General features: G+C 34.7%; 12 protein-coding genes. All 12 read right to left on the bottom strand.

The features are described 5' to 3' along the window. Nucleotides 1-263: 263 nt before the first annotated feature. The 12 genes from IWX83_RS11650 to IWX83_RS11595 all read right to left on the bottom strand — a co-directional run bounded on the left by IWX83_RS11650 (nucleotide 264) and on the right by IWX83_RS11595 (nucleotide 12,591). Nucleotides 264-2,423, bottom strand: coding sequence for a S9 family peptidase (locus IWX83_RS11650; protein ID WP_196829834.1), 2,160 nt, complete (start codon nucleotides 2,421-2,423; stop codon nucleotides 264-266). Nucleotides 2,424-2,912: 489 nt separating this feature from the next. Next, nucleotides 2,913-3,674: a tryptophan synthase subunit alpha gene (trpA, locus tag IWX83_RS11645; protein WP_073353964.1), complete on the bottom strand. Its 762-nt coding sequence runs from the start codon at nucleotides 3,672-3,674 to the stop codon at nucleotides 2,913-2,915. Between the two features lie 237 nt (nucleotides 3,675-3,911). Then, nucleotides 3,912-4,232, bottom strand: coding sequence for a gamma-glutamylcyclotransferase family protein (locus IWX83_RS11640; RefSeq protein WP_073353965.1), 321 nt, complete (start codon nucleotides 4,230-4,232; stop codon nucleotides 3,912-3,914). Nucleotides 4,233-4,487: 255 nt separating this feature from the next. Then, nucleotides 4,488-5,669, bottom strand: coding sequence for a tryptophan synthase subunit beta (gene trpB, locus IWX83_RS11635; RefSeq protein ID WP_073353967.1), 1,182 nt, complete (start codon nucleotides 5,667-5,669; stop codon nucleotides 4,488-4,490). Between the two features lie 20 nt (nucleotides 5,670-5,689). Then, complete coding sequence (locus tag IWX83_RS11630) at nucleotides 5,690-6,292, bottom strand: phosphoribosylanthranilate isomerase (RefSeq protein WP_196829833.1); 603 nt, start codon at nucleotides 6,290-6,292, stop codon at nucleotides 5,690-5,692. A gap of 148 nt (nucleotides 6,293-6,440) precedes the next feature. Next, complete coding sequence (trpC, locus tag IWX83_RS11625; protein WP_196829832.1) at nucleotides 6,441-7,226, bottom strand: indole-3-glycerol phosphate synthase TrpC; 786 nt, start codon at nucleotides 7,224-7,226, stop codon at nucleotides 6,441-6,443. An 86-nt stretch (nucleotides 7,227-7,312) separates the two neighbouring features. Further along, on the bottom strand, nucleotides 7,313-8,305 hold the full coding sequence (gene trpD, locus IWX83_RS11620; RefSeq protein ID WP_196829831.1) for an anthranilate phosphoribosyltransferase: 993 nt from the start codon (nucleotides 8,303-8,305) through the stop codon (nucleotides 7,313-7,315). 101 nt (nucleotides 8,306-8,406) lie between these two features. Then, nucleotides 8,407-8,973, bottom strand: coding sequence for an aminodeoxychorismate/anthranilate synthase component II (locus IWX83_RS11615; protein WP_073353973.1), 567 nt, complete (start codon nucleotides 8,971-8,973; stop codon nucleotides 8,407-8,409). 144 nt (nucleotides 8,974-9,117) lie between these two features. After that, nucleotides 9,118-10,518, bottom strand: coding sequence for an anthranilate synthase component I family protein (locus tag IWX83_RS11610; RefSeq protein WP_196829829.1), 1,401 nt, complete (start codon nucleotides 10,516-10,518; stop codon nucleotides 9,118-9,120). Nucleotides 10,519-10,864: 346 nt separating this feature from the next. Then, nucleotides 10,865-11,434: a YceI family protein gene (locus IWX83_RS11605; RefSeq protein ID WP_196829827.1), complete on the bottom strand. Its 570-nt coding sequence runs from the start codon at nucleotides 11,432-11,434 to the stop codon at nucleotides 10,865-10,867. A 46-nt stretch (nucleotides 11,435-11,480) separates the two neighbouring features. After that, the gene (locus IWX83_RS11600) at nucleotides 11,481-12,113 is read right to left on the bottom strand and encodes an NAD(P)H-dependent oxidoreductase (RefSeq protein ID WP_073353977.1); all 633 of its coding nucleotides are present in this window, start codon (nucleotides 12,111-12,113) and stop codon (nucleotides 11,481-11,483) included. Between the two features lie 22 nt (nucleotides 12,114-12,135). Continuing rightward, nucleotides 12,136-12,591, bottom strand: a complete 456-nt coding sequence (locus tag IWX83_RS11595) for a MarR family winged helix-turn-helix transcriptional regulator (RefSeq protein WP_196829825.1) — start codon at nucleotides 12,589-12,591, stop codon at nucleotides 12,136-12,138. Nucleotides 12,592-13,071 lie beyond the last annotated feature (480 nt).

The following is a 13,071-nucleotide window of genomic DNA, read 5'->3' as shown; positions in this document are numbered from 1 at the left end:
TTACAAAACACTATTCATTTTAAAACATAAAAAAAGCTTTTAATCTATTTTAAATAGAGATTAAACGCCGGTTTACTTTTATGATAAAAATAATTTTATCGAATAGCTTTTACTAACTCTGTAATATTTGTTATTGATTTGGCTATATTATTAGTTATCTTTATTCAACGAAAAATCCCTATCAAATTTATTTTGATAGGGACTTTTTTTAGGAATAAATGGTATGAATTTTAAACTGAGTTATAGGTAGTTGATTTTATAGTTTATTTCTTGTCGATTGTTCTTTCAAAAAACTCATACGTTCGTAGCATTTGATCCATACGTTGACGATTATCACCAGCACGAGTAATTTCATGAGTGGCGCCGGGATGCACAACAAATTCTACAGGACGACCCAATACTTTTAGACTTCGAAAAAGCATTTCAGCTTGAACAAACCCAGTTCTTCGATCGTTACCTCCATGAAAAATAATAAACGGTGTTGTAATATTTTGTACATAATTTATTGGTGATTCACCGGCTAGAATCTCCTTAACTTTTGGTTCCCACGGATAGCCACCAAAATAATTGGGCACCAATCGCCACGCGTTTCCTTCTCCAAAAAAGGTATTCAGATCATAAACACCTCGTTGCGCACATGCTGCTTTAAAGCGATTGTCATGACTTATAATCCATGCGGTCAAATAGCCCGCATAAGAACCACCCGTAATGAGTAACTTAGACTGGTCTGCCCATCCTTCTTGAACCGTTTTATCTAATGCTGTTAGTACGTCACTAGCCGGTCCGGTGCCCCAATCATTGATATTTCCTCTCAAAAAATCCAATCCATATCCACCAGAACCTCTCGGATTACTGTAGACTACTCCATATCCTTTGCTACAAAAATATTGGTATTCGTGCCACATACTTTCCTCACCAGGACCCCACATGGCGGATGGTCCTCCGTGAATTTCTAGCAATAGTGGGTATTTTTCTCCTTGTTTATAGTTAGATGGTTTCATAATCCAATATTCCACGGTCATTCCTAATTCGTTTTGGAATGTTTTCTTTTCCGGGTAAGATAATTTTTTAGTAGCAACCCAATCATTAAAAGTGCTGATTTTTTTCTCGTTTTTGAAGTTGGCATCAGCCAAATACAATTCAGATGGATTTGACACCTGAGTTTTTGAGTAAATAATCGTATTGTTTGCTATATCAAAACTAGATATTCCTGCATCAGTGCTAGAAAGTGTTTCTATTTTTTGCGTTAATGGGTTGACTCTGTGCAATACGTTGCCACCATTCATTTGAGCGGTAAAATACAAATATTTATCATTTTTGCTCCAGGTAAGATTTGACTTGTTACGATCAAAAGGAATAGTAACAATATCTTTTTCAGTTCCATTTAGTGGCATTATCGATAGTGAAGGTACTGATACAAATGAGGTGGTGCTGGAAAGAAAAGCCAACCATTTCCCAGAGGGCGATAGTGACGCGCTATTGTATCTTTTTCCGTCTTCTCCTAATAGCATTTTGAAATTTTCTCCATTGGCATCCATTATAAAAAGCTCACTTTCTAAGGATCGGTCTTGGTTTTCTGTAGAATCTACATCTCCTGATAGAATTATTTGTTTTCCGTTTGGCGTATAATCAGCGTTGTTAAAATTATAAAAACCATTTGTTAGTAGTCGGGGAGTTGCATCTTTAGATACATTTATTTCAAAAAAGTGATTGAAATTCATATCCGATGATACGTTTGATTCACTTTGAAAATTCAATTTATTAAGAACAATTGCTTTTTTATCGGTTGCATTTTTATCAAGATAGGCTCTAATTTGAGATAAACTTCCGTTTGGGTCTGGCTTTTCTTTATTGGTTACTAAATGCTCGTTTTTATCAAAACCAGGCTTTTCCATTTTCCATGTAGGAATCGATTTTGCTGGGTTTAAAATAGAATCTTGCAGTAAATCGCGCAACGGGACACTAGATGAATATAGTATCTTTTTGCCATCTGGTGACCATTTTGGATTGCTTGCGCCATATTTATCTTTTGTTAATTGCATGGGTTCACCGCCTTCCATAGAAATGATAAATATTTGATTTTTGTCTTCTACAGAACGAGTAAAAGCCATTTGCTTGCCGTCAGGGCTCCAGGTAGGTTTTGTAGCTCCATCTTTATGTGTGGTCAGTTGAACAGGCGTGGTTTTTCCTGAGATAGCCACTGTGAAAATCTGAGAGCGGTACTTATAATCCAGCTTGTTATTTTCATCATTTTCAATTGTATTTACCGTAAAAGCAGCTCGTTTTCCGTCCTTAGTTAAGCTGATGTTTCCAACAGTTTTAATTTTTAACATATCAGTAAGGATAACACCCTCAGTTTTATTTTGAGCGATTGCAACATGCAACTGTAATAAAAACAATAATGTAATTGACAATTTTCTCATAGTATTGATGTTTTATTTTGTTGTTATTCGGTAAAGTCAAAAACAAAACATTTCAATGAATTGGTTTGTTTTTTAATGGAATTTAGTTATCGTTAAATATAAAGTAAATTCTGTTAGCTCTAAGATTTTAGAATAATCAATATGCATTGCTAAAAGGAAAGATTAAGTAGTGCTGATTCACCAGTAGTAATTATTTATTTTGACCAGATATTTATTTATGAAATAACTTACTTAGTTTTTTGATGCTTTTTTAAAATGTCGCACCATTTATATGTAAGCGAAATAAACCTTCGCCTACACCTAATTCTAGTTAGATTGTGGAAGGCTTGTTTCGCTTTATATTCCTTAAATATTTCACAACTTTCTTATAAATAAGCAGATAGCTTTTTTTGAAATAAGTAGGCAGTTATAAAAAATATAAATTTAAAACAAAAAACCGGCGTTTAAAGGTACTTTAAACGCCGGTTTACTTTTATAATAAAAAAAATTTTATCGAATCGCTTTTACGAACTCTTCAATTTTTCCTGTTCCGTTTTTGGTTAAATCCTGAATAAAAGCACTGCCTATAATCGCTCCTTTGGCAAATTGCGTGGCTTGCTCGAAGGTTTCTTTGTTGTTGATTCCAAAACCAATTACTTGAGGATTTTTCAGATTCATATCGGCAATGCGCTTGAAATAGTCTTCCTGTGCGCTGCCAAAACCCGTTTGTGATCCTGTCACACTCGCTGAACTCACCATATAAATGAATCCATCAGAAACACTGTCAATAAAGTGGATGCGTTCTACAGAAGTTTGTGGCGTAATTAAGAATATATTTTTCAAGCCGTATTTTTCAAAAGTAGCTCTGTATTCGTCCGCATACACATTAACGGGAAGGTCGGGTATGATTAATCCGTCAATGCCAATAGCAGCGCATTCTTTGCAAAAATTATCAATTCCGTATTGTAACATTGGGTTGAAATAGCCCATAATAATTAGCGGAATAGCCACCGTTTTCCGAATGTCTTTTAGTTGGTCAAACAATACTTGAGTGGTCATTCCATTATGCAATGCTTGCGTAGAACTTTCCTGAATTGTTGGTCCATCGGCCAATGGATCGCTGAACGGCAATCCAATTTCTATCATGTCAACACCATTTTTTTCTAGGTCTTGAATGATTTGTACGGTGTCATTTAAGTTGGGATATCCTGCCGAAAAGTAGATGGAAAGTATTTTTTTGTCTTCTTGTAATTTCTGATTTATTCTGTTCATTTTATATTCTGTATAATTTTTTTATCTTTTTAGATCCGCAAAGCGTTTGGCTTTGAGGATGCTTTTTGCAGTTTTCAGACTTTTTTTATTAATGCGGTCGGAGACCGTTAAAAACTTCCTCAAAGTCAGAGACTTTGCGGAGCAGAGGTTTCAAACTTTTTTTATTAATGCGGTCGGAGACCGTTTAAAACCTTCTCAAAGTCGGAGACTTTGCGGAGCGGTATCGTAAATCTTAAATCAAATTGCCGCACTGTATGCCCAAGCTTTTTGGTTGGATTGCAATTGTACTTCAACACGCTTGTAATGCAATCCTTCATAAAGATCCGATTGATGCAGTTCCTTTGTGGTTATGGCATAAACCATTCCGTTGATTGTATCTTCAGGCTTGTGAGTTTCCGTAATAATGGGATAGTAGACTAACCCAAATTCTTCTTCAATTTGAATGTTTTTTACAATATAACCAATTAGTGTTTCAGGAGTTCCCTCAAGAATCCGTCCAAATAGATCTGTTTGTATGTCCTCATTTTGAAGGCTGCCATAAGCGAATAATTTTTCCATAGTTTCTATTTTCAAAATCTGAATTGAACTGCTTCGTATACTTTTTTTGCGTTAAGGAGTGTAGTGAAAATCCTTTTTTAGCTTGCTTTTTAGCAAGGTGAAAAAGATTGTAACGGAAAGCCTGACCTTGCAGTAACGCTAGTGAAAGCAAGGGAACGCCCTGAAATAAATTCAGGATAAACCCTGAAATAAATTCGGGATAAACCCTGAAATAAATTCAGGATAAACCCCGAAATAAATTCAGGATAAATACAATTATAATTTAAAATAATCAATATAGGTATTTAAATCTTTGTCGCCACGACCGGAAAGGTTGATGACCACAATATCTTCTGGTTTGAACTTCATTTCATCCAGAACTGCAAAAGCATGGGCACTTTCGATGGCAGGAATCAATCCTTCCATTTGAGATAATTTGATACCCCAATCCATAGCTTGCGCATCGGTGATCGAGATAAATTTTGCTCTACCAGTAGCGAATAAATTAGCATGCATAGGTCCTACTCCTGGGTAATCGAGCCCTGCAGAAATGGAATATGGCTCTGTGATTTGGCCATCCGTAGTTTGCATCAATAAGGTTTTACTTCCATGAATAACTCCCACTTTTCCTAAAGCGGAGGTAGCGGCACTTTCTCCAGAATCAACTCCTAAACCAGCTGCTTCCACAGCAATAATGGTCACGTCTTCATTGTCTAGAAAATGATAATACGTTCCTGCGGCATTGCTTCCACCACCAACACAGGCGATTACGTAATCGGGATTTTCACGTCCTTCTTTTTCTAGTAATTGTTCTTTAATTTCTTTCGAGATAACACTTTGAAAACGCGCTACCATATCTGGATAGGGATGTGGTCCTACGACAGATCCTATAATATAATAGGTGTCAACAGGATTATTGATCCAATCTCTGATGGCTTCATTTGTAGCATCTTTCAAGGTTTTTGAACCTGATTTGGCAGGACGAACTTCGGCACCTAACATTTTCATACGAGCCACATTTGGTGCCTGACGCTTAATGTCGACTTCGCCCATGTACACGATGCATTCCAAGCCCATCAAGGCACAAACGGTTGCGGTAGCCACTCCATGCTGACCTGCACCAGTTTCGGCAATGATTCTGGTCTTGCCCAATCGTTTTGCAAGAATAATTTGTCCAATCGTGTTATTGATTTTATGTGCGCCCGTATGGCATAGATCTTCTCTTTTCAGATAGATTTTGGTGTTGTATTGTTCGGATAAACGCTTTGCAAAATACAGTGGCGTAGGGCGACCTACATACTCCTTAAGTAGGTCATCAAATTCAGCTTGAAATGCTGGTTCAGCTGTGATTTTTAAATAATTTTGGCGTAATTCTTCTACATTTGGATATAACATTTCAGGAATGAAAGCACCTCCAAATTCTCCATAATAGCCTTTTTCGTTGACGTTGTAACTCATTTTGTTTTAAGTTTAAAAGTTTAAAGTTTCAAATTATGCTGAAACTTGCTCAATAAATTTTTGTCTTTTAATCCAGGCTCTGTTTCAAATTTACTATTTAAATCCAAAGCATGAATGGGTAATTGTGTTGCTAAAATTGATGTTGTCAAATCGATTTCTTCTAAACCGATGCCACCGCTTAGAAAAAAAGGTTTGGTCGATGGGTATTTTTTTAATACTGTCCAATCGAATGTCGAGCCGTTGCCACCAGGTAATTTTCCTTTAGTATCAAAAAGGAAATAATCACAAACCGCTTCAAAGGGTTGCAGGACTTCAAAATCAAAATCAGCAGCAACCGAAAATACTTTTATAATTTCAATATCATTTCCTATTGCGCTCCTTAATTCAGTACAAAATGCCACTGATTCATGGCCGTGCAACTGAATGGCTTGTAAATCGTGGGTTTGCGCTTTCGCCAAAATAACTGCGATACTTTCATTAACAAAAACACCCACTTTTTTAATCGATTTAGGTAAAGGTGGAATCACTCCATCAAAATACCTAGTAGATTTATCCCAGAATATAAATCCCATATAATCGGGTAGGAGTGAGGCTACTTCGAGAATATTGTTAGGGTATTTCATTCCGCAGATTTTAGTCCCAAAGCCCCCTGATCCCCGGAGGGGGAATATTGGAGTGGAATTTGTTTGAAGATTACCACTATTTTTATTTTCTAAAAATGAATCCATTATTGACAAAAATATTTATTTGTTGCTAATTCCCTTTTGGGGATTAGTGGGCTATTTGCTTAATAAATTCCGTTGCTGCTTGACCCGCATTATCCGTTTTCATGAAGTTTTCACCAATTAAAAATCCCTTATATCCAAAAGGTTTCAATTCATTAATGGCTTCAATGGATGAAATTCCACTTTCTGAAATTTTCACAAAATCATCTGGAATTTGGTTGGCTAATTGCTTGCTGAAATCTAAACTTACTTCAAATGTTTTCAGGTTTCTATTGTTTACCCCAATCAGGTCTAATGAGGGCATAATCGATTTTTCTAATTCTTCCTGATTGTGTACTTCAAGCAACACTTCGAGTCCTAGTCTTTTTGCAAATTCGGATAAGGCTTTAATTTCCTCTCTTGTTAAAACTGCTGCGATTAGCAGAATTAAATCAGCTCCATACGCTTTGGCTTCTAGGATTTGGTATTCATCTACAATAAATTCTTTTCGCAATAACGGAATATTTACTGTGGCTCGTGCCAAAAGTAAATCATCTAACGAACCTCCAAAATATTTTCCATCCGTCAATACCGATATGCCACACGCACCAGCATTTTCGTATCCTTTTGTTACTTCTTCCACCGTAAAACTATAATTGATTTCTGCTTTAGAAGGCGAACGACGTTTGTGTTCTGCAATAATTCCGGATGTGCTGTGTCGTAAATTAGTACTCAAAGAAATAGTCTTTTTTTCAAAGAAAACAGACGCTTCTAGTTGTGAAACTGGAATGATTGATTTCTTGAGAATTACTTCTCGTTTTTTGTCAACTATAATTTTATCTAGGATGTTCATTTAATTATTTGTTTAAAGTTTTCTTTGTTTAAGGTTTAAAGTTTTTCCAAATCAACAACTTTAAACCTTAAACTTTAAACTATTTTTTATTTGCTTAAATCTTTCAATTTGTTCAAAGATAAAAGTCCTTTTCCGGATAATAAACTTTCTTTCGCTATTTGAAATCCTTCTAAAGGAGAACATTTTGTCACCGTGGCAATGGCCATAGCTGCATTTGCACAGACTACGTTGTTTTGCGCTTCGGTTCCTTTTCCAGAAATAATATTCATAAATATTTGTGCTGAATCTTCGATGGTTGTTCCTCCTTCAATCTCGCTTTGCAACAAAAGGCGAACACCAAAATCTTCGGGATGCAGCATTCCTTCCATCGTGCTTGTGATTGTTTTTGTTGCTCCAGTTAAAGAAACTTCATCATAACCGTCAAGCGAATGTAAAATCGTAAAATTCACATCCGTATTCTGATACAAGTATGCATACATTCTGGCTAATTCTAAATTGAAAACACCAACCAATTGGTTTTTTGGAAGTGACGGATTTACCATTGGTCCTAGCATATTAAAAAATGTTTTTACTGCTAATTCTTTTCGGATTGGACCTACATTTTTCATCGCGGGGTGAAATAATGGTGCATGTAAAATGGCAATTCCTGCTTTGTCGATACTTTTTTCTATATAACCAGCGTCATTGCTAAATTTGATTCCTAATTTTTCCATCACATTACTAGAACCTGAAATAGAGGAAACCCCGTAATTTCCATGTTTTGCGACTTTTACTCCTGCACCTGCTGCTACAAAGGAAGCCAAAGTGGAAATATTAAAAGTATCTTTTCCATCACCACCTGTTCCACACAAATCGATGGTGTTGTAGGCTGATAAATCCACTTTAATACATAAATCCAACAACGCTTCTCGGAAACCTGAAAGCTCCTCAATACTAACGCTACGCATCATGTAAACGGTAAGGAATGCTGTAATTTGACTCGGATTATAACTTCCGTTGGAAATATTAACCAATACATCTTTTGCTTCTGCTGAAGAAAGTATTTCGTGATTAATCAGTCTATTTAATATATTTTTCATATTATTTTATTTTTTGCCGCTAAGGCTCAAAGACGCAAAGTTTAGTATTGAATATTGTTATTAAATTCAGTCAACTGATTACTGCGGCTGAACACTGAATACTATGATTTCACCCAATTTTCTAATATCTTTTTACCATTAGGCGTCAATACGCTTTCTGGATGAAACTGAACGCCGCGTACATCGTAGGTTTTATGTCTTAAGGACATTACTTGACCATTTTCGTCGAATGAAGTAGCTTCAAGAACATCGGGTAAAGTGGCATCTACAACCCAAGAATGGTAACGTCCTACTTCAAATTCATTTCCTAATCCTTCGAATAAAAGTTCATCATTTACTGCTGTTTTTACATTGGTGGCAACGCCATGATACACTTTGTCTAAGTTGGAAAGTGTTCCTCCAAAAACTTCTCCTATGGCCTGCTGTCCAAGACACACTCCAAAAATGCTTTTGGTAGGTGCATATTTCCTAATCACCTCTTTCAATAAACCGGCTTCATCCGGGATTCCAGGTCCTGGAGATAGCAAAATTTTATCGAAAACAGCAATTTCATCGATGTCAAATTCGTCGTTTCTGTAAACGGTTACTTCGCAATCTAAATCTTCCAGATAGTGTACTAAATTGTAGGTGAAACTATCGTAATTGTCTATGACTAGTATTTTTTTCATTTTCCTCCCCCAGCCCCTCCGAAGGAGGGGAGTACCTATTGGGGTAAATAGGTTTTTTAATTATTATTTTTATTTACAACTACATAAGTTGCTGATTTTTTTAGATTTGGCTCCCTTCCCTTTGGGGAGGGTCGGGGAGGGGATTTATATCGTTTCCGCTAAATCTAAAGCTTTATTCAGCGCTAATAATTTATTGTAAACCTCTTGCATTTCGCTTTCTTCATCAGATCCCGCTACAATTCCCGCTCCAGCTTGGGAGTGTAATTGATGGTTTTTACTCAAAAAAGTCCGAATCATAATCGCATGATTAAAATTACCTTCAAAATCCATAAATCCGATAGCGCCACCATAAAAATTTCTATTGGTTTTTTCATACTCTTCAATCAGCTGCATTGCCCGGTGTTTAGGAGCACCACTCAATGTACCTGCCGGAAAAGTATCCGCTACGACTTGCATTGTCGTCGCATTTTCATGCAAGTGTCCCGTTACTTTTGAAACCAAGTGAATTACGTGCGAGAAGAATTGTACTTCTCTATATTTTTCAACGTTGACATTATGACCGTTTCGGCTTAAATCATTTCTGGCCAAATCCACTAACATTACATGCTCGCTATTTTCTTTTTTATCTATGGATAATTCTTTGGCTAGAACGGCATCTTTTTCATCATCTCCCGTTCGTTTGAAAGTACCTGCAATAGGGTGAATTTCAGCTTTGCGATCTTTTACAATGATTTGTGCTTCGGGTGAAGAACCAAATATTTTAAAGTCTCCGTAATCAAAAAAGAATAAATAAGGAGATGGATTGATGCTTCTCAACGCTCTGTAGACATTGAATTCATCGCCTTTAAATCCTTGGGTAAACCTGCGAGATAAAACTAACTGGAACACATCTCCGCGGAAACAATGCTTTTTGGCCAAAGCCACATTATGCTTGAATTCTTCATCGGTTAAATTTGAAAAGCCTTCGCCTTCTTTATAAAATTTATAAGATGAAATGTTTCGGGATTGCAACAATTGTTCGATTTCGGATATATTATTTCTATCGTCTAAACTGTGACAGAAAATATAGGCTTCATTTTTAAAATGGTTGATAGCAATGATGTTTTGGTACACGGCATAATAAACATCGGGGATCGTGTTGCTATTTTCTTTTTTAGCAATAGATACTTTTTCGAAATACCGAACAGCATCGTATGAAATATATCCAAAAAGTCCATTATAGATGAATTTGAAATCATTCTTTTTTGATTTAAACTGACCTGAAAATTCTTGAATAAGTGCAGGAATGTCAGTTGTTTTGTCAATATTTATTTTCTCAGAACTGCCATCAGGGAAAGTCTTGTAAATAGTTTCGTTTTCTATTTTGATGGAAGCAATCGGATTACAACAGATGTAGGAGAAACTGTTGTCATTCCCATGATAATCACTACTTTCCAGTAACAGACTATTTGGGAATTTATCCCGAATTTTGAGATACACACTCACAGGAGTAATTGTATCAGCCAAGATTTGCTTGTAATTTGTATTTAAGTTAAATGATTTCAATTGTTATGTTTTTAATGTTGTGTTTAACTGGTAAAATTGGCACAAAAAAAAGGCCTGTCGTGATGACAAGCCTTTTTATATTTATAGTTTTAATAATACTATAGGAGCTTAGTTCACGACGACTGACGTAAATTGTTCCACCACCAAGTATTGCTTAAAATTGTTTTCATGTTTTGTTTATTGAGGCAAATGTAGAAATTAAATTCGATTATTCAAACATAAAATGCGTTAAAAATCAGTAAAAATGAAGATTATTTGTTAAATAAAATTTCTAGCAGAAATTTATAAAAGAACAAAACCCCAACAATTGCTTGTTAGGGTTTAATGATATTGTTTTGAAATGAAATTAGAATTTCAAAGCTATAGCTAAATCGAAATCATCATTGATTGCTTTGTCTCCTAAGCTGTCAAAGAAACTTCCAGAACCGTATTTAATATCGTATTTTGTTCTGTCAATTTTTACATTTGCCGTAGCTGAAGTGGTAGTGGTAGCAAGATCAAAAGTTACAGGTTTAGTAATTCCTTTAATCGTTAAATCTCCAGTTACTGTGTATACATTTGGTGCTTTTGTAACTAATTTTTTGAAAACCAAAGTTGCTGTTGCAAATTTATCTGATCCAAAAAAGTCATTCGCTTTCAAGTGACCTTCTAATTTTTCTTTCCCTTGACCAGCTTTTAAGTCAGTAACAATCATAGACGTCATGTCTACTACAAATGTACCACCTACTAATTTTTTTCCTTTGAAAACTAATGTACCATCTTTAAGGTTGATTGTGCCTTCATGAGCTCCAGTTACTTTTTTTCCAACCCAGTTGATTGTACTTGCTGAGGTGTTCACTTTTTTAGTTTGTGCAGTTACTGATATAGTAGATAAAACTACTACTAATGCTAATGCGATTGATTTTAAATTTTTCATTTGTTAGAATTTGATTTGAATTAATATTTGATTTTGGATTAGTAATTTATAAAGTAATGAATAAGTCTTCGTTTGATTTTCTTACTTTTTTGTAATATTGGGTAGCATCATCTTCATGTCTGTATCCTAAAGTAGCCATTAATGAAGCATTAAGTCCAAGTTTTTCTAAACCTAAAATTTCATTTACATCGGCAGGAACAAAACCTTCCATTGGCGTTACGTCTATTTTAAGTTCAGCAGCAGCGTTAAGTAAATTTCCTAGTGCTAAATACGTTTGCTTTGCAGTCCAATGATTACGATCATCTTCTGGAAGTGATGTAAGATTGTTTTTCATTAAATCACCATAAGGTTTCAAGTTTTCTAAAGGAATTTCTCTAGTTTGACTCATGTTCTGAATTAAATTGTCTATCCCTTCTGCTCCAAAATTTAATTCATTTGCAAAAACAATTAAATGTGATGCTTCAACAATTTGTGATTGTCCCCAAGCCGAAGGTTGGATTTTAGCTCTTAATTCTGGATTTTCTACGATAATAACCTTGTAAGGTTGCAATCCATAAGACGAAGAAGTCAAACGAATGGCTTCTTTTAAAGTATTTAAATCTTCAGTAGTTATTTTTTTTGTAGCATCGAATTTTTTCGTTGCGTATCTCCAATTTTGATTTTCTAAGAAAGTATTCATATTGTTATTATTAATTATTTATTTATTGGTTTCTGTATTTTTCTAATAAGTGATTTAATTGGTCTATTTCTTCTAAATTTAGATTTTTTGAAAAATACTGCTCGTGAGCAATCACTTTCGGATCTAATTCTTCTAAAACTCCTAATCCTTTTGGTGTTATTAGGACTTCTATTTTTCGTCTGTTTTCAGGACATACTTTACGAGTCACTAATTCTTTCAACAACAATTTATCTACTAAACGAGTAGTGTTACTGGTTTTAGCTAACATTCGCTCTTGAATGGTCCACATATTTGCCGGATTTCCTTTTTGCCCTCTTAAGATGCGAAGGACATTATATTGTTCTCCTGATATGTCATGAGGTTTTAATATTTCATTAAAATTCTCTATTATCACATTTTGTGTATACAAAACATTTAGAATAATTTTTTTCGAATTATCCATGGGTACAGTAGATTTTAAAACGTCTTCAATTTTCATAATTGTATATATGTCGTTTGTTGGTACAAATATAACGTATTTTATAATTGTATATACAAATGTTGGTTATTTTTCTTAAAAATCATTTTTGCTTACCCAAAAGCGCTGTTTTGTAAGGTTTTTGCTTATCTATAGTCATTTGCATTGTACTCTTGTTGTATTATTTTTTGAATCCACATAAATGCATTTCGATTTCTATAATCCTACTGTATATAAAAAAATTATGATTACTACTCCAGTTTTAGATTCAAAACGCGTACCAGAATTATTCTAGGCTTAAAATGAAATATCTTGCAAGGAGATAAAAAGTAATTTTTGTTCCCATTTCAGTATAATTTTAACTCCTTCCATTTGCAATAAACTTTAATTTAACTAGTTTTATTTTGATGATGATTTATTTTCTCAAAGTGTTTTTTTAATTATAAAAAATTGTAAGTCAATTATTTATAATTTTTGATAAAATAATATTGTAAAATTTTA

The organism is Flavobacterium sp. CG_9.1 (genome assembly GCF_015751645.1).
In the GTDB taxonomy this organism is placed as follows: domain Bacteria; phylum Bacteroidota; class Bacteroidia; order Flavobacteriales; family Flavobacteriaceae; genus Flavobacterium; species Flavobacterium xanthum.
The sequence above is the reverse complement of the archived record's forward strand: the minus strand, read 5'-3'. Positions and strand labels throughout refer to the sequence as shown.